General features: G+C 46.6%; 13 protein-coding genes and 1 pseudogene. 9 read left to right on the top strand and 5 right to left on the bottom strand.

From position 1 onward, the window contains the following. From QUB63_RS31550 to QUB63_RS31540, 3 genes are all read left to right on the top strand, one after another. Nucleotides 1-690 (top strand): photosystem II D2 protein (photosystem q(a) protein) (locus tag QUB63_RS31550; protein ID WP_332949318.1); only part of this gene is annotated, 690 nt, incomplete at its 5' end. A 146-nt stretch (nucleotides 691-836) separates the two neighbouring features. Beyond that, a complete protein-coding gene (psbC, locus tag QUB63_RS31545; protein ID WP_332949317.1) occupies nucleotides 837-2,216 on the top strand; it encodes a photosystem II reaction center protein CP43 in 1,380 nt (459 codons plus the stop codon). A 412-nt stretch (nucleotides 2,217-2,628) separates the two neighbouring features. Next, entirely contained in the window at nucleotides 2,629-6,468 is a 3,840-nt protein-coding gene (locus QUB63_RS31540) for a GAF domain-containing protein (RefSeq protein ID WP_332949316.1), read from the top strand. Nucleotides 6,469-7,282: 814 nt separating this feature from the next. Here the strand turns inward: QUB63_RS31540 and QUB63_RS31535 are convergent. The 3 genes from QUB63_RS31535 to QUB63_RS31525 all read right to left on the bottom strand — a co-directional run bounded on the left by QUB63_RS31535 (nucleotide 7,283) and on the right by QUB63_RS31525 (nucleotide 15,738). Next, nucleotides 7,283-13,282 carry a PAS domain S-box protein gene (locus tag QUB63_RS31535; protein ID WP_332949315.1) on the bottom strand — a complete coding sequence of 2,000 codons (6,000 nt, stop codon included), beginning with the start codon at nucleotides 13,280-13,282 and terminating at the stop codon, nucleotides 7,283-7,285. A 243-nt stretch (nucleotides 13,283-13,525) separates the two neighbouring features. Then, nucleotides 13,526-14,539 carry a GGDEF domain-containing response regulator gene (locus QUB63_RS31530; RefSeq protein ID WP_332949314.1) on the bottom strand — a complete coding sequence of 338 codons (1,014 nt, stop codon included), beginning with the start codon at nucleotides 14,537-14,539 and terminating at the stop codon, nucleotides 13,526-13,528. A gap of 11 nt (nucleotides 14,540-14,550) precedes the next feature. After that, nucleotides 14,551-15,738 (bottom strand): RNA-guided endonuclease InsQ/TnpB family protein, encoded by a 1,188-nt coding sequence (locus QUB63_RS31525; protein WP_332949313.1) that lies wholly within the window; start codon nucleotides 15,736-15,738, stop codon nucleotides 14,551-14,553. 51 nt (nucleotides 15,739-15,789) lie between these two features. On the opposite strand from QUB63_RS31525, the pseudogene tnpA reads away from it, so the two are divergent. From tnpA to folP, 5 genes and pseudogenes are all read left to right on the top strand, one after another. Continuing rightward, nucleotides 15,790-16,189: pseudogene (gene tnpA, locus QUB63_RS31520) on the top strand (IS200/IS605 family transposase). 1,074 nt (nucleotides 16,190-17,263) lie between these two features. Next, complete coding sequence (locus QUB63_RS31515) at nucleotides 17,264-17,449, top strand: PCP reductase family protein (protein WP_332949312.1); 186 nt, start codon at nucleotides 17,264-17,266, stop codon at nucleotides 17,447-17,449. A 75-nt stretch (nucleotides 17,450-17,524) separates the two neighbouring features. Next, nucleotides 17,525-18,250: a triose-phosphate isomerase gene (gene tpiA / locus QUB63_RS31510; protein WP_332949320.1), complete on the top strand. Its 726-nt coding sequence runs from the start codon at nucleotides 17,525-17,527 to the stop codon at nucleotides 18,248-18,250. A gap of 122 nt (nucleotides 18,251-18,372) precedes the next feature. Then, the gene (locus QUB63_RS31505) at nucleotides 18,373-18,933 is read left to right on the top strand and encodes a Uma2 family endonuclease (protein WP_332949311.1); all 561 of its coding nucleotides are present in this window, start codon (nucleotides 18,373-18,375) and stop codon (nucleotides 18,931-18,933) included. A 135-nt stretch (nucleotides 18,934-19,068) separates the two neighbouring features. Beyond that, on the top strand, nucleotides 19,069-19,938 hold the full coding sequence (folP, locus tag QUB63_RS31500; protein WP_332949310.1) for a dihydropteroate synthase: 870 nt from the start codon (nucleotides 19,069-19,071) through the stop codon (nucleotides 19,936-19,938). Here folP and QUB63_RS31495 read toward each other — a convergent pair. After that, the gene (locus QUB63_RS31495) at nucleotides 19,929-20,774 is read right to left on the bottom strand and encodes an SPFH domain-containing protein (RefSeq protein WP_332949309.1); all 846 of its coding nucleotides are present in this window, start codon (nucleotides 20,772-20,774) and stop codon (nucleotides 19,929-19,931) included. The two genes, folP and QUB63_RS31495, sit on opposite strands and share 10 nt — an antisense overlap. A gap of 164 nt (nucleotides 20,775-20,938) precedes the next feature. Between QUB63_RS31495 and QUB63_RS31490 the strand changes: the two genes are divergently transcribed. Next, nucleotides 20,939-21,739, top strand: coding sequence for a tetratricopeptide repeat protein (locus QUB63_RS31490; protein WP_332949308.1), 801 nt, complete (start codon nucleotides 20,939-20,941; stop codon nucleotides 21,737-21,739). Nucleotides 21,740-21,971: 232 nt separating this feature from the next. Here QUB63_RS31490 and aroB read toward each other — a convergent pair whose 3' ends face one another. Then, nucleotides 21,972-23,066 (bottom strand): 3-dehydroquinate synthase, encoded by a 1,095-nt coding sequence (aroB, locus tag QUB63_RS31485; protein ID WP_332949307.1) that lies wholly within the window; start codon nucleotides 23,064-23,066, stop codon nucleotides 21,972-21,974. Nucleotides 23,067-23,137 lie beyond the last annotated feature (71 nt).

The raw sequence follows: 23,137 nt of genomic DNA, 5'->3' as shown, positions 1-23,137 counted from the left end.
GGCTTCTGCCTGCGTCAGATCGAAATCGCCCGTTTAGTCGGCATTCGCCCTTACAACGCCCTAGCATTCACCGGCCCCATCGCCGTGTTTGTATCCGTGTTCCTGCTTTACCCCTTGGGTCAATCAGGCTGGTTCTTCGCCCCCAGTTTCGGCGTAGCAGCAATTTTCCGCTTTTTGTTATTCCTGCAAGGCTTCCACAACTGGACGCTCAACCCCTTCCACATGATGGGCGTTGCAGGCATCTTGGGCGGCGCGCTGCTGTGCGCTATCCACGGTGCAACCGTGGAAAACACCTTGTTTGAAGATGGCGAAGGTGCTAACACTTTCCCAGCCTTCAACCCAACTCAGTCAGAAGAAACCTACAGTATGGTGACAGCTAACCGCTTCTGGAGCCAAATCTTCGGAATTGCGTTCTCCAACAAGCGTTGGTTGCACTTCTTCATGCTGTTCGTGCCCGTCACAGGCTTGTGGATGAGCTCCATTGGCATCGTCGGTTTAGCATTAAACCTTCGCGCCTACGACTTCGTATCACAAGAATTGCGCGCTGCTGAAGATCCTGAGTTTGAAACGTTCTACACTAAGAACATTCTGCTTAACGAAGGCATTCGTGCTTGGATGGCTCCGACCGACCAACCCCACGAAAACTTCATCTTCCCTGAAGAAGTTCTGCCTCGCGGTAACGCACTTTAAAAAAATCAGGATTTGGATTTCAGCTTAATTTTTTTAAATTCAAATTGAAATCCAAATCCCAATTCCCCCCGCAGGTACTCCCGTGCCCTACTGGGGAACAAAAAAACCCGAAATCCAAAAACTAACATCATTGGAGGTTCTACCGCGTGGTAACGCTCTCTAATTCCTACGCAAGCGGTCGCGACCAAGAATCCTCCGGGTTCGCTTGGTGGTCTGGCAACGCTCGTTTAATCAATCTCTCTGGCAAACTGCTGGGCGCACACGTCGCTCACTCTGGTTTGATCGTTTTCTGGGCCGGAGCAATGACTTTGTTTGAAGTCGCTCACTTTATCCCAGAAAAGCCCATGTACGAACAGGGCTTAATCTTGATGCCCCACATCGCTACTTTGGGTTGGGGCGTCGGCCCCGGCGGTGAAGTCACTGATATCTTCCCGTTCTTCGTAGTCGGCGTTCTTCACTTGATTTCATCTGCTGTTCTCGGTTTGGGCGGCATTTATCACGCCGTTCGCGGCCCGGAAGTTCTCGAAGAATACTCTTCGTTCTTCGGCTACGACTGGAAAGACAAGAACCAGATGACCAATATCATCGGCTACCACCTGATTCTGTTGGGATGCGGCGCTCTGCTGCTCGTAGCTAAGGCCATGTTCTTCGGCGGTGTCTACGACACTTGGGCTCCGGGCGGCGGCGACGTGCGTATCATCACGAACCCCACTCTGAATCCGGCTGTGATTTTTGGCTATTTGGTTCGCTCTCCTTTCGGTGGCGAAGGCTGGATTGTCAGCGTCAACAACATGGAAGACATCATCGGCGGTCACATCTGGCTGGGCCTGATTTGTATCGCTGGCGGTGTTTGGCACATTTTGACCAAGCCTTTCGGCTGGGCTCGCCGCGCCTTAATCTGGTCTGGCGAAGCTTACCTGTCTTACAGCTTGGGTGCTTTGTCCCTGATGGGCTTCATCGCTTGCTGCTTTGTCTGGTTCAACAACACTGCTTACCCTAGCGAATTTTACGGCCCGACGGGCCCGGAAGCTTCTCAAGCGCAAGCTTTGACCTTCCTGATCCGCGACCAACGCTTGGGTGCTAACGTCGGTTCTGCACAAGGCCCTACCGGTCTGGGTAAATACCTGATGCGCTCTCCTACTGGCGAAATCATTTTCGGCGGTGAAACGATGCGTTTCTGGGATTTCCAAGGCCCTTGGTTGGAACCCTTGCGCGGTACTAACGGTTTGGACTTGAACAAAATCAAGAACGATATTCAGCCTTGGCAAGCTCGCCGCGCGGCTGAGTACATGACTCACGCTCCTTTGGGTTCTTTGAACTCTGTGGGCGGTGTGGCGACTGAAGTTAACTCGTTTAACTTCACTTCTCCTCGTTCTTGGCTGTCCTGTTTCCACTTTGTGATGGGTTTCTTCTTCTTGGTCGGCCACTTGTGGCACGCTGGTCGCGCTCGCGCGGCTGTCGCTGGCTTTGAGAGGGGTATCGATCGCGAAAACGAACCAGTGCTGGGTATGCCTAATTTGGACTAATCGATCGAATTTATTTCTGATTTGATGGTCTAATCAAAAAAAGCTCCTGCTTGACGGCAGGAGCTTTTTTTGAGCAAATATCTGGAAAAAGTGGTGTTGCGGTCGATCGACCTTTCTCTGAATAATTATCCAACTCTGGAAACTTGACAATTTTAATGACTTCGGGTAAAGAACTTGCAACGCAGGCTCTACAAAGTTTATATTGAGAGTACAAAAGTTTTCATCGCACAAAATTGAACTTTGCAATGCGAAGTAGCAGTGTGAACGCAGCTCGCTAGCGGTGCAAAACTAATCGACGATCGCCCTGCTGGGTATTCATATTTTATTAAATAGCTGTGCTTGCCGAATGTTATAACACGCACAAAGTTTTTCAGTCAGTTAATGTTATTGCTGAGACAGCAAAAAATTAAGAATGGATTCATTAAAGCTCCAAAATGTCAAGGTGAGTTACGATCGAGCAAATTTACTCTCGCGCATCGCCAACCGCATTCGCCGCTCTCTAGAACTCCCAGAAATTCTGGGCGCCACAGCAGCGGAAGTTCAATCCTTCTTGGGAACAGACAGAGTAAAAATCTACAAATTTCATAGCGACGGCAGCGGTGAAGTGATTGCCGAATCCATTAACAACAACCGCTTGCCATCTTTATTGGGGCTGCATTTTCCAGCAGACGATATTCCGCCTCACGCCCGCGAACTGTTCGCGCAAGTACAAGTGCGATCGATCGCCGATATCGATTCCGGGCTGCTAGGCCAAAGCCCCCACCGCGACGCGGTTTCCGGCGAACGGCTGCCCGATGAAGTGCGGTACAGGACGATCGACCCCTGCCACGCTGAATACTTGACTGCACTGGGCGTCAAGGCTTCCTTAGCCGTACCAATTTTTCACGGCCAAGAATTCTGGGGGTTGTTGGTATCTCACCACTCCGAGTCCCGGATGGTGGCAGAAGACGAACTGCAAGGCATTCAGATGGTGGCAGATCAGCTCGCCGTCGCCATAGCTCAATCAACCCTCCTGGCGCGAGCGAGGGCGAAAGCTCAGCGGGAAACAGCAGTCAACCGCGTCGCCGCAGCCCTGCACTCCCAGCCGGCGATCGAACTGCAAGCAGCTTTAGCAGAATCTGTAGCTGCACTAGACGCAGCCGGTGGCAGGCTGTGCATTTTCCACAGCAGCAAGACAACGAGTTTAGTTCCCAACTCGGACAATTCCACTCCGGTACTCAAAGTCTACACTTGCGGCTCAGGGCCGAGGATGCAAAATTCGGCAAAATACCAGCAGGTAGAGCAATACAGCGTCTGGCACGAATATTTTAAATCCGGCGAGCAACAGGTTTGGGCAATTCCCGACTTGTACAAAATTAGCAGTTTGAGAAGCCTGCAACCTGCATTTCGATCGACCAAAATTCGCAGCATTTTAATCGTACCGCTCAGAACCCGCCAGCAAATATTCGGTTACTTGAGCATTTTTAGAGAAGAATTTGACACCGAAACTCTCTGGGCCGGACAGTTGGATGCCGACGGGCGGCTCGCCCAATCTCGGATATCTTTTGAAGCGTGGAAACAGTCAAAAACCGCCCAAATTCGCGAATGGCAGGCTGAAGAAATTGAATTGATCCAAACTTTGGGCAGCCAATTTTCTCAGGCAATTAACCACTACCAACTCCACCAACAAATAGAGGCACTTAACGCTAATTTAGAAAATCAAGTTCAAGAGCGCACAGCTCAACTGCAACAGTTGACCCAACAGCAGCGAGTGCTGTTTGAAGTTGTGGCAAAAATGCGGCAATCCCTCGACTTGAACACGATTTTTAGCACGATGTGCCAGGAAGTCCGGCGGGCTTTAAATGCCGATCGCGTTGGGGTTTACCGCTTCGATCCCGCATCGGAATTTAACGACGGCGAATTCGTGGCAGAAGATGTTTTGCCAGATTTTCTGTCAGCAATGGCAGTCAAAGTGCACGATTGCTGCTTTGGAGAAAACTACGCCAATCTCTACTCTCAGGGGCGAGTTCACGCAATGTCGGACATTAAACAGGCCCGACTGCAAGATTGCTATGAGCAAGTATTGGAGCAATTTCAGGTCAAAGCTACTTTAGTTGCACCGGTTATGAAAGGCAAGGATCTTTGGGGGTTGCTGTGCGTGCACCAGTGTTCGGCTCCGCGCAACTGGGAATCTTCCGAAATTAATTTTGCTACCCAAATTTCTGCTCAGCTCAGCATCGCGCTAGAACAAGCTGATTTGCTCGCTCAAACTCAGCAGCAAGCCGTTGATTTGCACTGCGCCGCCGAGCAGCAGCGGATACTGTTTGAGGTAGTTGCTAAGATTAGACAATCTCTCGATTTAGATACAATTTTTGGCACGACAACTACAGAACTGCGGCGGATTTTAAATGCAGACAGAGTTGGGGTTTATCGCTTCGCTCCCGGTTCAAAGTTTAATGAAGGCGAATTTATTACGGAAGATGTTTTGCCGGGTTTTGCTTCGGCAATGGATGTGAAAGTTCGCGATCATTTTTTTAGCGAAAACTATGCGACAAAATACAGTCAGGGACAGATTCAAGTGCTACCAGATGTCGAAAATGCTGGACTTTCAGACTGCCATGCTGCTCTTTTAGCTCAATTTCAAATTAAGGCGCAAATAATTATGCCGCTGATGAATGGCAGCGAACTTTGGGGTTTGCTGTGCATACACCAGTGCGACGGTTCCCGCAATTGGAACTCTTCGGAAATCCAGTTTGCGACGCAAGTGGGATCTCAGTTGAGCGTAGGATTAGAACAAGCAGATTTGCTCGCTCGAACGCGGCAGCAAACGATCGATCTCCAGTGGGCCGCCGAGCAACAGCGGATACTGTTTGAAGTGGTTGCCAAGATTCGGGAATCTCTCGATATCGACGCGATTTTTAAGACGGCAACTCAAGAAGTTTGTCAGTTTATGCAAGTCGATAGAATTGCTGTCTATCGCTTTAATCCTGATTGGAGCGGCCAATATGTTGCCGAGTTTGTGAAAGATGGCTGGATAAAATTGGTAGGGGAAGGTATCAATACGGTTTGGGAAAATACTTATTTGCAGGAACACCGAGGCGGCAGGTATCTCAATCATGAAACTCTAGCGGTTGACGATATCTATCAAGCTTGTCACTCGGAGTGTCACTTCGCTATTTTAGAGCATTTTCAGGTGAAGGCTTATGCGATCGCGCCGATTTTTGTGGGACAAGAAATTTGGGGTTTGCTGGCCGCGTATCAACATTCGGGGCCGCGCTGCTGGGAAAGCTCAGAAGTTAAGTTTTTAGCTCAGATTGCCAATCAGTTGGGCGTAGCTATCCAACAAGCCGATTTGCTGGATAAAACCAGGCGCCAAGCAGCACAAATCGCTCAAAATTTAAAGGATTTGCAGCAAACTCAAGCTCAATTGATTCAGACTGAAAAAATGTCGGGTTTGGGGCAACTGGTGGCCGGCATTGCTCACGAAATTAACAATCCAGTTAATTTTATTTACGGAAATCTCAATCACGCTACTGATTATACTGAGAACTTGCTGAGTTTGCTGGAACTTTACCAGCAGCAATATCCCGATTCTAGTCCTGAGATTGGCGAATTGACCGAAGAGATTGACTTGGACTTTCTGCTGGAAGATTTGCCGAAGTTGCTATTGTCTATGAAGGTGGGAGCCGATCGCATCCGTCAAATAGTTCTGTCTTTAAGGAATTTCTCTCGTCTTGACGAAAGTCAAATGAAGGCGGTTGATATTCACGAGGGCATTGACAGCACGCTGTTAATTTTACAGCACAGGCTGAAATCTAATGCGGACAGTGCAAACATTGTGCTAGTGAAAGAATACGGCATTTTGCCTTTGGTTGAGTGTTATGCTGGACAGTTGAATCAGGTGTTTATGAATGTACTGGGAAATGCGATCGATGCTTTGCAATCGGACAAGGTGAACGATCGCAAATCTGTGGCTCCTCAAATTAAAATCTCTACTGCGGTGGGTAAACTTAATGGCAATGTTCCTAGCGCCGTGATTCGGATTTCTGATAACGGTACGGGAATTTCGGAATCTATGAGAAAACGCATATTTGACCCTTTTTTCACGACTAAGGCAGTGGGAAAAGGTACTGGATTGGGCCTGTCAATTAGTTACCAAATTGTGGTAGAAAAACACGGCGGTGTTTTAAAATGCAGTTCGGAATTAGGGAAAGGTACTGAGTTTGCGATCGAGATTCCGATCCGACAGCAGCCAGCAGTCCTTAGTCATTAGTCATTATTGTAACATCCAGCCAACAGTCAACAGTCAACAATCACGGACGCTGCAACCAGAATTGATATAATTAATCTGCGTTAATCTGTGTTAGTCTGCCCTCATCTGCGGTAAAAAAAAGAGAATGTATTAACCGCAGATGACAAGGGATTGACGCTGATTCACGCGCTTGTCGAGAAGAGATATATGACTAATTCCCATGCTAACAGATTTGGAATCAGGCTCGATCGTGCGTATGCGATCGCATAGCCGCCTTGCGGCATCGCGTGTGACAGTTGCCTAAGTCCTGATGCCAAAAGATGCCTATGTGAAATACCCAAACTAAAGGGAATACCGTTATAGTTCGGGCTTCGTGTCTCGTTTGCCGTTGCTCTGTTGGGTATCCCATTGCTGGGTATTCGTCACCCAAGACGATCCGAGTCTGACACAGCATCTCTGGGCTTTTACACCCTTTATCCCTTCCTAGGGAACCCACGCAGAAACCCTGTTTCCCAAGGCAAAAAACTATTTCGTACAACAAACATGGATTATATTTCACAACAGGGCGTACCTTGTCAACCAGCGGTCTGTTCTTTCCCCCTTTCTCTCGCAGTTGTCCAAGGCCAAGCATCTTACTGCTACTGTAGCCTGTTGTTTGCAGTCGAGTGGGTGGGTCGCAACCACTTATATTTTACACGTTTTTTGCTAGAGAAATAGGAACTTGTCGATCTTTTTCACAAGCCTTGCTTGGCTTATATCCCGACGCCCAATTGAGTACAATTACAGCGCGGGACTTACGCCAAAAGAGTTAATTGACTTTTATAGATTAGTTTCGCTATGCTTGTAGTTCTTGTTGGAGAGTATTCTTGACACGATCGTACTCAACCTCGATTTGAGCCAAAAGGGTTGAGGCTCGATCGAGTTCACCAGAGGTACTCATAACTTCTAACGTTTTACAAAGCTGGGCCAGAGGAGCCGCGCTTAGGTTCGCACTACTGCCTTTGAGGGTGTGGGCCGATCGGTTTAGGGTTTGAGTATCCGCTTGGGCGATCGCTAATTTCATAGCTTGTAGCAACTTTACGGCTTCCTCCAAGTAGCAGTTCGCCAGCAAGCTCAAAATCTGGGTTGAATCTTCATCTATGCTGCTACAGAAGGCTTGCAGTTCTGCAAGGTTAACCGCTGGCACATCAATTTCTGGCTTGTTGCTATCTGATTCCTCCTTTTGGGCCTGCTGCTGTTCCGGGTTGGGTGGACACTGACTCAGCGCTTGGATGAGAGCCTCTACTCGAATTGGTTTACTGATATAGTCATTCATGCCAGCATCCAGACAAAGCTCGCGATCGCCCTGCATGGCATTCGCCGTCATTGCAATAATCCGGGGACGAGCAGGAGCCGGCCACTCCTGGCAAATACGACGGGTGGCTTCTAGCCCATCCATCTCTGGCATTTGTACATCCATCAGCACTACATCATAAGGCTGGCGGTGCAGGGCTTCCAAGACTTCCAATCCATTGGCAGCAACATCCGCCCGATACCCCAAACGATCTAACAGCAGCAGTGCCACCTTCTGATTCACCAGATGATCTTCTGCTAACAGAATGCGGAGGGGAAGTCTTTCACCCAGTTTAATATCATCCTCAACAGCGCTAGGGGGCCGCTGTTGAACTTTTGTCGGTTGAGCTTGTAGCACATGGATCAGTATTTGATAAAGGTGGGATTGTTTGATGGGTTTGCTTAAACAAGCCGCAAAGTGGGTGGAGAGCGCTGAAGAACTCGCTTCTGGGTAGCCCATTGAAGTCAGCAACACTAGGGGTAAACGGTGGCACTTAGGAAGCTGGTGGATGGCTGAGGCGAGTGTCAGGCCGTCCATTTGTGGCATTTGCATATCTAAAATAGCGACATCAAAGGTTTCTCCACTCTCAAGCCAGTTGAGCGCTTCCACAGCCGATGGGGCAGCCAGACTCTGCATCCCCCAAGTCTGGGCTTGCAGCGTCAGAATTTGTCGGTTAGTGGGCTGGTCATCCACGATTAATAAACGCTTGCCAGATAGTTCAGGTAGCATTTCACTCGGTTCCGCTAACTCAGTAGCAACAGAGGATGCCACAATCGTGAAGTAGAAGGTAGAACCCATTGTGAGTCGATTGAGCTTAGCGGCTTGCCATTTTGGTGAAGGGGTTCCTCCGACGTGACCTCGGGTCTCAACCCACATCAGGCCGTTCATCATTTCACTAAGTCGCTTACTAATCGCCAGACCTAAACCTGTCCCTCCATACTGCCGAGTCGTCGAAGCATCTACTTGACTAAAAGACTTGAACAGTCGATCGAGCCGGTCTGCTGGAATACCAATGCCTGTGTCTTGAATGGCAAACTGGATTTCATACAAGCTTTCTGACAAGTTCCCTGACTCAGAAACCGCTTCGTCAGAATCAACTAGAGAGGCTTGCACCGAAATGGTAACTTCCCCAGTTTCGGTAAACTTAATCGCATTGTTGAGCAAGTTAACTAGAATCTGACGCAGACGGGTGACATCACCCAAAATGAAATTAGGAGTCTGAGGCCCGATCAGGTAGCCCAACTCAATATCCTTCTCATCTGCTTTAACTGCAAGTTGGTCGATCGCATTTTCTATGCAATCTCTCAAGCTCAAGGGATACATTTCTAGCTCTAGCTTGCCCGACTCAATTTTGGAGAAGTCCAGGATGTCGTTGATGATGCTCAGGAGGGTATCCCCACTATTGCGAATCGTCTCGATAAAGTCTCGCTGTTGAGTCTTGAGTTCTGTATCTAGCAGCAGTCCCGTCATGCCAATAACCGCATTCATCGGAGTGCGAATTTCATGGCTCATCATCGCCAGAAATTCACTTTTGGCTCGGCTCGCTGCTTCTGCTTCCCGTCTAGTTTGCTCCAGGGCAAAGTTTTTCAGAGTTAATTCTTCTCGTTGTCGAGTTTCTTGCTCTAGTAATTGGGCTTGAGCTAGGGCAATTCCTACTTGAGCCGCCACTGATTCTAGCAACTCCACTTGATCGGGAGTCCAACGACGGTAGCGATCGCACTGGTGCAAACAAATGGCACCATTCGCTTCTCCTTGGTAAGAAGTTCGCACTGCTAAAATGGATACCAATTTCAGGCGGGTACAAATTGAATGAGCACAGGTGAGCAATGAATCGCAATAGGCATCCGGAGTGGCGATCGCTTCATCTTGAGCCATCAACTGTTTTGTATAAGCAGGACTCGCGGCCAGAATGTCATGCTCGCCGCTGGGGGCAGATCCGGGTGCTAGATACTCTGCAACGACAGGAAACTGAGGCTGTGGATTGTCCTGGTATGTGCGAATTAAGCAGCGACTGACCCCAAAAGCTTGCCCAATCTGAATAGCAGCCGTTTCAAATATCTGCTGAGCATTGAGGCTTTGACGAATTTCTTGGGTAATTTGCTTCAGCAGTAGGGCTTTTTCCAATTGTCGCTGTAGTGCTTCTTCTGCCTGCTTGCGATCGCTAATATCCTTCATGAAGCAGTGATGCCCCACAAAGACATTTTGCTCGTCATAAGCAGAGACCATCACCAGTTGTTTATAGAAGATCGTGCCATTTTTTCGCATCCCCCTGGCTTCCACTTCGACTCTGCCGTCTCTCAACATCTGCTGATAAGCAGCCACCATCTTCTCAACATCTTCAGGATGAACGGTTCTTGGCCATTCCATCCCTAGCATTTCCTCTGGCTGATATCCGCAGATGGTGGCATAAGTTTCGTTAACGAAGATATAGCCTCCTTGAGGGTCGAGCCGAGAAATGCCTGCCACGGCATTTTCTAGCGCTGCACTCATTTGTTGCAGTTCCGCTTCGGCGCGTTTGCGAGCGCTAATTTCAATTAAAATGCAACCCACTGCTATAGGCTGCTCTGCATCCTTGAAAATGGGAAAGTGAGAAACGAGCCAGTAGCGCTTGGCACCCGTTTGACTGGATACTTCTGAACTCATTTCCAAGTTGATCGAAGGTTTTCCAGTCGTTAAAACCTGTTGTAACAGTGCATTCACGCCAGGAGCAAATTCCCCCAAAATATCATCGGTTGTCTTAACTAAGTGATCCTCTACAGGGTGGCCATTAATTTCAGCCAATGCCTCATTGATTTGTAAAAATCGAAACTGCCGATCGTGGATACACAGCCCCACCCCTGCTAGGGAAGCTCCTCTAAAGAAAGCATTCAATAATTGCTCTCTGGCTTGAATTTCCTGCTCTAAGTTTTTGCGCTCGGTAATATCGCTGTGAGAACCAGTCATACGGACAACTCTGCCCGCTTCATCCGAAAGCGCTTGCCCTCGAGCCAAAATCCATTTGTAGCTCCCATCCTTACAACGCATTTGAAATTCTGTACTATAAAAGGGAGTTTTGCCCTCAAAGTGATCTTGAATTACTTGCATCACCCAACCGAGATCGTCGGGATGAACTCGCTTGCTCCATTCATCCAGGTGATTAGGGATTTCATGGTCTTCGTAGCCCAACATCTCTTTCCAGCGAGCCGAGAAGAATACTTCATTGGTGTTGACGTTCCAATCCCATACCCCATCATTACTACCGCGTAGGGCGAGTTCCCACCGCTCTTCACTCGCTTGCAGAGCGACTTCTGCCTGATGGCGTTCAATTTCACTACCAATCCATTGAGCCATGAGCTTCAGTAATTCCAGATGGGCAGATTTAAAGCTGTGTGCACGGGGAGATTTACTAGAAAAGCTGAGGGTACTGTAAACTTTGCCTGCAACTAAAACTCGTGTACCAATATAAGCTTCTATCCCAAAGGCAAGATAGGCAGGATGGTAACGCCATTTTGAGGTGCCTGTATGTTCGATGGTTAGGGGTTCATTTGTGTCTAAAGCTTCACAGCACCAAGTTTGCTTAATATCAAAGACATCACCTGGTTTCAGGACTCGATCGGGCGATCGCGCCACCATCACCTCATAACGGTTATCTTGCACGCGAGCCAAGATGCCACTTTCAAGCCCAAAATTCTGACATCCCATGTCAATCAACGCTTGGATGCGCTGCTCAAAATTGAGATTTTGGGTAGCACTAACTTCATATAAAGCTCGTATCGCCGCCTCTCTTGTTGTTAGTTCAGCTTCGGCTTGTTTACGTCTCTTAATTTCACCTTTGAGAGATCGATTGATTCTGGATAATTTTTGTGTTCGTTCTTGAACTCGCTGTTCTAATGTAGCGTTGACCTGTTTAATCTCCCTAAACTTTTGATAGAGTGCGATCGCCATCAATTGAAAATTTATAGCAAGCTCATTGATTTCAGTAACAGAGCTATGTTTCCATTCAAATGTTTCTTCTGAAAGCTTGTTGGGTAAGTCAGCAGTCGCACCAGCTAAATAGGATAATGGCTTGACCAGTCGTTCGCTAACCACCGTTGCGAACAAAAATGCCAACATTGTGATGACGAGTAGAATACTCAAGTCAGCCTTGTAGCGATTTTGTAAATTTTCTACATAGGGAGCTGCTGGAATTTCTAAACGCAATCTCCAGTCCAGATCGGAGCTAATTGTAAATTCCTCTATATACAGAGAGTTTTTCCAACGGATCATCGGATTCTTGCCATTGCTAGGAAGCCACTGCTGCAAGGTTCCCTCTAAGGTGCGAGTGCTGCCGTCCTTTGACTCCTCAACACTGGTCAAAAGGTTTTGGTCGGATTGATTAGTCGCAATGACTCGGTTGTTTTGATCTAGCAATGTAATGCGTAGTTGCCGATCGTTTCTCTGGAAAATGTAGAGAGCTTTGATCTTGCTTAATGCCAATGAACCGTGGATCAGCCCAAGAAAACGACCTTGAACTTGCAGGGGTACATTCAATCCTACATGAGGTTCGTCAGTTAATAGGTCTTTTTGGATAGGACTCATCCAAGGTTTCAACCGCTCTTGAGCTTGGCTAATGAGAGATTTATGCTCGGTGCTTTGTTCGGTCAACTGCCGACTGGTTTGATTAAAACCAGAAGAAGTAGCTAAAATTGTTCCCGATGAATCGGCCGCATAAATTTTGTCGAAATCTGGCAACATCTGCTCGATCAGGCTAATGTTTTGTTGTAGCTGCTCGGATGATTGAATCGCTGTATTAGTTGCAGTGGCGGCTTCAGGCATGAGCGATTTTTCAGCTAATGTATTCAAACCTAAGAGATGTCGCTGATGCCATCGAGATATTGCGCTAGTGATAGTTTTTGCGTTTGTTTGTAACTCCGTTTGCACCGTCGTTTGGATTTGACCAAGAAAGTATCTACCATCAATAACTAATAGGATAAGTGCTGGAATAAACACAAAAGCAACCAACAGATGAAAAATAGTTTGTTGGAAAGAGACAGCAGAAAGACGCTTTGAATGACTAACCCACCGATGAATCGGCGCATAAGAAATGATTAAGCTGGCAACGAAGGCATTAAAAATGCCGTTGACTGCTTGTTTGCAGATAACGAGGATGAGCTGAGTCTGCTCCATGTGCATCATTTGACCGTAGAAAAGCCAAACGAGGGGCATTCCAATTAATAACCAGTAAATCCCATCGAATAACAGGATATTTGGCTGTTTGCGGTTGCAAAGAAACCCTACAAACAGAGCCTCAATTACCAAAATAATCGTGGCGTATGGATGATGCCAAAGGATATAAGTATAGCTGCCTGCAATTAGACCAGCCAAGCCTCCCCAGCCCCAGCCGAAATAGTAAGCAATAATCAGTATTGCAATACTGCCAAAGAGGAAATCAACCCCAAATAAAAGAGACACACTGAAATAGTTGCCCAGAAAACCAGCACCAGTGAGAAGGGCGATCGCACCTAACCATCTTTTATCACGCACTGAGCTAGACCCTCCCATAAACTTTTATAATCGCTAGTTGCTGAATATGACCTGATTCCGATAAAAAAAGCGCCATAGAGCCGATCTGTTATTTACCTGACAGTTTCCATGAAGATCGCACCACCGATTATTTAAGCTTTAATACTAAAACCAAGGCTTACTCATGCAGGACTTGATATTTCGCTCAAATTTTAATAAAAAATCATTCCAAATTACGAGAGGCATAGTTTTTACTCTTATGATTTAATGAGTAAACTCATTAACTGTATGAGTCTTGGTACAAAAAGTATTACGACCTTGGTCTTTGGCTTGATAAAGTGCTGCATCGGCAGCAGTAATTAAAGTTTCGGGCAGGCTCTCTTGGGTGGGAATCACAGTGGTAATACCGAAGCTGAGCGTAATGCAATGACTCGGAGAACTCTTATGGACTATTGCTAAAGCTTGGATGCGATCCTGAATTTTTTTAACGATGTGTACGGCTCCCTCAAGCTCTGTTTCTGGCAAAATCACTACAAATTCTTCACCTCCATAACGTGCGACTAAATCTCCAGCTCGATTAATACTGCGATTGAGAGCGGCCGCAACTTGCTGTAAACATACATCCCCTGCTTGGTGTCCATAAGTATCGTTGTAAGGCTTGAAGAAATCGATATCACACAAAATTAGTGACAAAGGAGTTTGCTGCCTCGTCATGCGTCGCCACTCCTGCTCTAGCTGTTCGTCAAACTGACGGCGATTGGCAATCTGAGTCAAACCGTCAATTGACGCTAGGTATTTTAATTGTTGATTGGCAGCCTCTAGTTGCTTGTAAAGTAGGGTTTGTTGCTGTTGCAAGTGGAATTGCTGAATCAACCGCCGCACTCTTTGTCGCAGAACAGCCCAGTGAATTGGTTTGGTTATATAGTCAGCCGCTCCCGCTGCAAACGCTCGATCGACAGATTCTTTGTCTTCCAAGCTAGTAATCATCAAAATAGGTGGGCGATCGCTCTGTGGCACTTCCGATAATTTTTGACAACAAGCAAAACCATCCATAGCAGGCATCACTGCATCTAGCAGGATCAGGTCTGGATGTACTTCCTCATAAGCTGCTAGCCCTGTCAACCCATCACTAGCTTCGGCCACTCGGTATTTTTCCTTCTGTAAATACAGTCGAAGTTGCAAACGAATCAAGGCATCGTCATCCACAATGAGAATTAGAGAGGACGGTTCCGTAGATGGGGGAGTCGAAATCGCTGATTCTTCTAATGATTGATACATACTTGAAATACTCACCGTCCTGAAGGAGGGGTGATTCTTGACGCTTCATCGGGTTCTGCTACCGAAGTAGTCTGACGATCCCTCTGCGTCCGTTTAGAGTCGTGGCGATTCCCCATCCCGACTTTTTCTATGTTTCTAGAAGCATTTTGATCTCTATCTTGCTCAGTACCGCAACTCAAACAAAGCACGGAACGAACAGACAAATCAATTTTACCCCATTTAAAACCACAATCCGCACAAACTTGGCTAGTAGGCTCCCACCTACTAATTGTTTGAAACTCTCTACCAAACTTTTCAGACTTAGCCTCGCACAAAGTTCTAAATTCTCTCCACCCTTGCTGACTAATTGCTTTTGAGAGTTTCCGGTTTTTCACCATTCCTGATACATTTAAGTCTTCCAAAATAATCACTTGGTTTTCGTTGACTACTTTAGTTGATAACTTGTGCAGGAAGTCTTTACGGGTGTCGGCAATGCGGTTGTGCAGTTTGGCAATCTTAACTCGTGTTACATTTCTCCTTTTAGAGTCTTTCGGCTGGCGGGCTAATTTGCGTTGAAGTTTACGGATTTTCCGGTCTAACTTTTTGTAGTTAGGACTTTCAGCTTTTTCGCCATTACTCATTACTGCAAAAGTTTTAATTCCCAAATCGATTCCGATACTTTGGTTTTTCGCCTCAGATGAAATGGGTTGAACTTCTACTACAAAACTCAGGAAATAACGATTTGCACAATCTTTGATTGCTGTGACCAAGCTAGGTTCAGATGGTAGTGTTCTTGACCCTATTGGGTTAACAATACCAATCTTGGCTAAATAGACACCGCCATTTTTCAGGGAAAAACCTCCAATCCTAAATCGTGCCGACTGGCTATTTGCTCTTTTTTTGAACTTAGGATAACCAACTTTACGACCTTTTCGCTTTCCTTTACAGGAGTTGAAAAAGTTCTTGAAAGCTGTTTCCAAGTCCGATACAGATTGCTGTAGAGGAATATTGGAAACTTCGCTTAGCCAAGCTCTTTCTTCGGTCTTTTTCGCTTGGGTTATCACGATTTTTTGCAGGTCAGCCGAACTTGGCTTTTTCTCAGACTGCTTGCAGAGAGCTAGGCTATCGTTCCAGACCTTTCGGACGCATCCAAACAGCCGAGCCAAGCTCTGCTTTTGTTCTGTCGTCGGATAAAATCTGTACTTGAACCTCGCCTTCATGGTTATACTACTATTGGTATGTAGGTTTGATTATATATTGGTTTGCAAGTAATGACAACTATTTACCGCCGTGAGCGTCATTCTGTTACAGAAATTAAAATACACTTGGTCTGCGTAACAAAGTATCGTCGGTCTGTATTTACGGGCGAAAGCTTTGATTTGATTGAAAAATCGTTTCGAGAGGTAGCTCAAAAAATGAACTTTCAAGTGCTAGAGTTCAATGGCGAAGGCAATCATGTTCATGCGCTGATTGAGTATCCGCCTAAATTATCGATATCTCAAATCGTTAACGCATTAAAAGGCGTTTCCAGTCGTCGGTACGGACAAGCTGGACACGAAAAACCCCACAAAGAAGCTTTGTGGAGTCCTAGTTATTTTGCTGTTTCTGTAGGAGGTGCGTAAGAAAGAAGTTTTGAAGGAATATATTAGAAACCAAGAAAAGCCGTCCTAGAAGGACGGGGCTTGTATCCCCTTTTTTTGGTCATCGTACATGGTGTATCTTAAGCTCTGCAAAGATTCTAGCCTAGCATATTTTGAGCGGGGAATGGAAAATGAAAACTTTGTAAATATCTCAGAAATGATAGACAAGCTGAGCTTTTGCAACCAAATCCGACGCAGCGTCGGGTTTCTTTAACTAACGCCCACAGTCTGATTAAAATTTATCACTTTTTTTCGGAGATATAAAGTCTGGTAACTCGCCCTAATTTTTCTAGGTATCTAATTATTGTTGGGTGCGTTAAACCTTTTTTACAACGCCGAGCAAGCTTTGACGGACGATCGCCCTTTCTGCTGCGCTCCGATGAATCTGGAGAACTCAAAAAAAGGAAAAGCCACTGATTAGGTATCTAAACAGTACATGGGCAAATAAAAAAATGTCATCTTCAATTGTATCTGTAAATCCGGCGTTGCTGAATCCAGGTAGGAATTCAATATTTCCCAATTGCTATAAGCTAATTCGGGTGAGTTTTGTAATGTCCACGAAAAGTTTAAGCATACCTTAAACCAGCAATACCGATTATTTAATCCTCGATTTGTTATGGTTTAATTAGACTTAGATTAGAAGAGTTGTAAATTTTGGGTAGGCGACGAGGAGGGTGCAAATTAATCTATTATATGAATATTTTTCGGATGATTCTTAAGGAAGAGAGTAGTTATAGATTTAGTTGCGGCCTAGCTTTATACTGTCGCCGAAGTGACAAAAGAGGGCTCATACCAAGTCCGGCTTTAATACCCGCTTTTATTCTTGAGTCGGGGAAGACGGACGAAAGTGTGTGTAGGAGCAGTTTCAACCGCCGAGTCTCATCCAGGGGGTTTATAAGCCGGACTTGATATCAGTCACGATGGGACTCACTAGGGTGCTAGGGGGCGCACGGAGCAACTCGTAGCTGCAAATTGGCTTGCGGAGGGCTGCTGCAAACGGGAACTCGATCGCGCCGATGGCTCCTGAACATGGTAGATTCAATGATCGGACAGATGTTTTTCAAAGTAGAGAACTACGCGCTTACAGTCGATCGCCCGATACGCCATGCCAGATTCCGAATTCTCAGACAATTTAAAATGGACGCCAGAAGCCAAGGCCAAGCTCAAAAATATTCCCTATTTTGTTCGGGGACAAGCTCGTGTCCGCATCGAGCACTTGGCCCGCGAAGCCGAAACCGAAGTCGTCACCGTTGACTTAGTTGAGCAAGCTCGCATCGAGTTTGGGCAATGAAGGATCGAAATGTACCCTAAAGCTTTAGACTATAAATTGCCCGATCTTGATGTTCACAGAGCTACTGAGTCACCCGTGCGGAAAATAGTTATTGCTGGCAACTGGAAAATGTACAAAACTAGGGCTGAATCCCTAGAGTTTCTTCAAGGATTCATGTCCTGCCTGACCGAAACCCCAGAGGAGAGGGAAGTCGTGCTTTGCGTTCCCTTCACCTCCTTGGCTGTCCTATCGAAAAATTTGCACGGCAGCCGGATTAGACTCGGCGCTCAGAATGTTCACTGGCAAGAGTCGGGAGCTTTTACTGGGGAAATTTCCGGGCCAATGCTCAGTGAACTGGGTGTCCTTTATGTCATCATCGGCCACAGCGAGCGGCGCCAATATTTTGGGGAAACTGACGAAACGGTGAATTTGCGGCTGAAAGCGGCTCAGAAATACGGTTTAATTCCAATTCTGTGCGTCGGGGAAACAAAGGGACAGCGAGATGCCGGGGAAACAGAAGCTCACATTTTTTCTCAGTTGGCAAAAGATTTGGTTGGTGTTGACCAGACAAAGTTGGTAATTGCTTACGAACCGATTTGGGCGATCGGCACTGGCGATACTTGCGAAACAAAGGAAGCTAACCGAGTTATTGGTTTGATTCGCAGTAAATTGACTAATCCTGACGTGCCAATTCAGTACGGCGGCTCCGTCAAACCGGAGAATATTGATGAAGTCATGGCTCAGCCGGAGATTGACGGGGTTTTGGTTGGTGGTGCTAGTTTGGAAGCTGCGAGCTTCTCACGCATTGTCAATTATCAGTAATAGGTAATTGCTAATTGGTAATTGCTAAGTGGTAAGTGGAACAAGGGCAGCGGGAATTAAACAGCTATCGCCTACAATTGTGATGTGCCGTTCAGTGTTTCTCGGATCGGGAGAATTAACCTATGACTGCGATCGTTAAACCCAAACCCGCCTTAGACGAGTTCCTAAAACTTCCTGAAACTGAACCAGCCTCAGAATTTCTTGACGGAGAAATCATTCAGAAGCCCATCCCACAAGGTGAACACAGCGTCCTTCAAGGTGATCTCTGCAAGACTATCAATCGAGTAGCGAAAACTCGGAAAATTGCCAATGCTTTTCCCGAGTTGCGCTGCACTTTTGGCGGCGAATCAATCGTGCCAGATGTAGCAGTATTCCGATGGGAAAGAATTCCTTTTTTGCCGTCGGGTAGAATTGCTAACCGCTTTGACATTAATCCCGACTGGTCGATAGAAATTCTCTCTCCAAACCAAAGCCAAACAAAAGTGCTGAGTAACTTACTCCACTGTTCGCGAAACGGCACTGAGTTGGGGTGGTTACTAGATCCAGAAGAAGAGAGTATTTTGGCGGTATTTTCCGGACAAAAAGTAGAACTGTACAAAGGTGCAGCTCTGTTGCCAGTAATTGATAAAATTGAATTAGAATTGACAGTTGACACTGTTTTTAGCTGGTTAAGTTTTGGTTGAAGAGTCCTGAACGCATTAAGAATCAAAGAAACCGGGTTTTTTACAGAATCTGTGGGTTGCAACTAAATATTGTCGTGAAAAACCCGGTTTCTGGCTACCCGTGCGTTCAGTCAGATATCAAATCCCACGATCGCCATGACAAATAACCCAGAAAAAATTACAATTAGAAATAAAACTTTCGAGTGGGGAAAACGCACTTATTTGATGGGCGTTTTGAACGTAACCCCGGACAGTTTTAGCGACGGCGGCGATTTCTATACCATAGAATCTGCTTTAGCGCAAGCGGAAAATATGGTAAAATCGGGGGTAGATATTATTGATATTGGCGGTCAATCTACGCGGCCCGGTGCAGCGGAAATATCCTTAGAAGAGGAGATCGATCGCGTTATACCTGTGGTACAAATACTGCGGCAAAAAGCCGATATTTTTGGCTCAGTTCCTATTTCGGTCGATACTACCAGAGCGCAGGTTGCCCAAGCTGCGGTTGAGGCGGGAGCTGATATAATTAACGATATTTCGGGAGCAACTTTTGACTCGGAAATGCTGTTAACCGTTGCTCAGTTAAAAGTGCCAATAATTTTGATGCACATTCGGGGAACTCCCCAGACGATGCAAAAACTCACAGATTATCAGGATTTAATTGGGGAAATTCGGGATTTTTTGGATAGTCGAATTGCGGCGGCTGTGGCGGCGGGGATTGACAAATCTCACATAATTCTCGACCCCGGTATTGGCTTTGCTAAGACTTACAGTCAAAACTTGGAAATTCTGCGGCAGTTGCCCAAATTCCGGCATTTGGACTGTCCGATTTTAGTAGGAGTATCGCGGAAAAGCTTTATCGGTAACATTTTGAATCAGCCGGAAGCTAAACAAAGAATTTGGGGGACAGCGGCGGCTTGTACAAGTGCGATCGCAAATTCTGCCGATATTTTGCGAGTTCACGATGTCAGAGAAATGCACGATGTTTGTTTGGTTGCCGACGCTATCTTCAGAAATCAATCTTGAGCGGTTGATTGGTCAATTAATTTGAGTTCTCGCTCTCCCCCGTGAGCCTGCTGCTCGATATCCGGCATAGAACCCATCAACTCGTTGAGGGCTTCTGTCATGTTTCTCGGGTCCATAAACAGAATTTTGGCGTTGTCGCTTTCGCCTAATTTTTGTTGAGCGTCTAAATATTTTTCGGTTACTAAGTAATTCAAAACTTGCTTGCTGTTCGGATGGGAGTCTAAAGCTTCAACGAGGAGCCTCATGTACTCCTTAGTGCCGATCGCCTTATTGACCATTGCTTGCCACTCGCTCTTGGTAGCCCGCTCCAATTCCATAGCTTCTTGTACCCTTTTCGGAGGTGTAATGCTTTGAATTTCTACGCGAATTACTTTAACGCCCCAAGTTTCAGTAGCCTCGTCCAACTTCTTGAGTAACTTTTTATTCATGTCATCTCGGGAACCCAAGATGTCTTGCATTGGCAATCGACCAATTTCAGCGCGAAACGTCGTTAACACTAAGTTGGCGATCGCATTTTCAATTTGATCGATTCCATAATAAGCTTTCTGCAAATTCACAACCCGCCAATACACAACGGCATCGACTTCTAGGGCCACATTATCGCCCGTGATTGCTGACTGAGGTTTAATGTCTAAAACTCGTTCGCGGCTTGTGTCCACGCAGACGACTTTTTCGACCAGGGGACTGATAAAGTGGAATCCGGGCTTGAGGGTGCGCTTGTATTGACCCAAACGTTCGACTAAAGCTTCGTCGCCCCCGCTGACTATTTTCACGCTTGAGTTAACAGCGTAGCCGAGGATGAGCGCAAAGAGCATGGTGAGAATAGACTGCCCCATTTCTACTTTCCTGCTAAGGTTGACTGAGAATCGATCGGGAATATACTCTAATTTAACTCAAAATCTGCCGCTCGCGTGCTAAAATATCACGACTGTTAATAAGTCCTAACAGTTACCAATATTACATCAGACTCTTGCGCCAGACTTAATGCGCCCGACTTAATGTGCCAGACTTGACGGCAGGATATCAACAACACATTTCCACAAAAATGAAAAACGATCGAGAGTTTCGCCCTTTCAAACCTTTGAGGTGGATCGCGCCAAGCATTTTGGTGGGTGCAGGAATTTGCAATATGGCAGTCCCCGAACAGGTACAAGCTGAACCAATCGCCCTGCAACTCTCGCAGAACTTGCAGCCACCCCGCCGAGGGCCGGCAGTTCGCGAAGTTCTATCCTACGAGATGAAGGGAGACGAACTCAAGATTTGCAAGCAGCAAGGCAACTCCGAGAAAAAGTGCGAAGTTGTAGGGAAAGGCTACACGGTGGGTTTGAGAACAGCCAACGACCTTTACGGTCAAGGAAATCTGGTTAATGCCGAAGTTTTGTACCGGCAACTAATCGCTCGCTATCCCAAACAAGCGGATGCTTATTACAAGTTGGGAACTTTGCTGTCGGGGCAAGGTAAAATGGGCGATGCGATGGTTCAATTCCAAAAAGCAATTGAAGTCAACCCGCAGCACGCCAAAGCTCACAACGATTTGGGCGTGGCGATGGCAAGTCAAGGAAAGTTGCCCGAGGCGATCGTGCTGTGGAGACAAGCCGTTAAAATTAACGATCGATATCCCGATGCTTTAAACAATTTAGGAGTCGGTTTGTACCAGCAAGGAGCAAAGGAAGACCAAGCGGAGGCTGTAGCCAGTCTGAAAAAAGCTAAGGAGTTATTTATCAAGCAGGGCAGAACTCAAGCGGCTACTAGAGTCGATCGAATTTTAGAAGAAATGAATTCACAGTCGAGCGGCTCTTAAATTCATACTATGTTCGATATACCTGACATAAAAAAGGTGTCGATCATTCGTAATGCGAGTCCTCAGACTCAGCGGACTCGCATTCGGAACGATCGACACCAATCTTAATTATGGTCATCCGAACCGACACGAGATCGACCGCCGATCGATCGAACATTCACAGAAAAAACAGAGCGGGCGATCGGCATTAATCAGCCTTCACCTGCGGTTAAACACGCCCAGAAGCCTCAATCTAAAGCATTTCCCTCAAAACTTGTAAAATCACATCTCCATCCACCCGATCGCTCACAGCGGCCTCGCCCAAGCGCACCGGCAGTACAAAGCGCACCTTGCCGTCCTGCACCTTCTTATCGAGTTGCAAAGTCTTCAAAATTTCCTCAACATCTACACCACCAGGCAATTTCGCAGGTAAAGCCGCTTTAGCAATTAAAGCAGATTGGCGGCGATCGCACTCTTGCTCCCACATTCCGAGTTCCACAGCCAACCGGCTGGCTGCAGCCATACCGATTGCCACACCTTCCCCGTGATTGATTACCTTGTAATTCGTCAAACTTTCTACAGCATGACCGATCGTGTGACCGTAATTCAAAATCGCCCGCAAACCCGACTCCTTCTCATCCTTGCTTACCACATCAGCCTTAGCTTGGCAAGACCTGCTCAAAATTTCCGCCAACAAATCCGCCTTCACATAGCGCATTTGATCCAAACGCTTGCAATTCTCCAACTTCCCAAAAAGTTCAGCATCCCAAATCACCCCATACTTGATGACTTCCGCCATCGCCGAACGAAACTCCCGCGCCGGCAGAGTTTTGAGTACATCCGGGTCAATCAAAACCAAACGCGGCTGGTGAAAAGCCCCGATTAAATTCTTCCCCGAAGGATGATTTACCCCCGTTTTGCCGCCAATAGAAGCATCAACCATCGCCAGCAGCGAAGTCGGAACTTGCACCACATTAATTCCGCGCAGCCAAGTCGCCGCCGCAAAACCCGTCATATCGCCAACCACCCCGCCGCCCAAAGCCACCATTGTCGAAGAACGTTCTAAACGGTTAGCCAAAGCTGCATTGTAAATCTTCTGTATCGAATTTAAAGTTTTGTACTGTTCGCCCGGTGGTAAAATGCACGTACTGACTTCCAGACCTGCCGATTCGAGGGCTGCGGTTGCTCTTTCGCCGTAGTGCCGAAAAATCGACTGATTCGAGACCAGAAGCACTTTTTTGCCCAAACTTAGATCCCCCATCAGACTGCCGAGTTCGTCTAATCCGCCCGAGCGCACGCAAATATTGTAAGATTGCGACCCCAAGTCAACTTTAATTATCGATTGCATATTTATCTAATTTAGATATTAGATTTTAGATTATAGTTCTTATAGGTCTTTTTATTGATTATTTTGGAGAA

The sequence above is a fragment of the Microcoleus sp. ARI1-B5 genome, from assembly GCF_036705795.1.
Classification (GTDB): Bacteria; Cyanobacteriota; Cyanobacteriia; order Cyanobacteriales; family Microcoleaceae; genus Microcoleus.
This window is presented reverse-complemented; position numbering and strand designations above follow the sequence as displayed.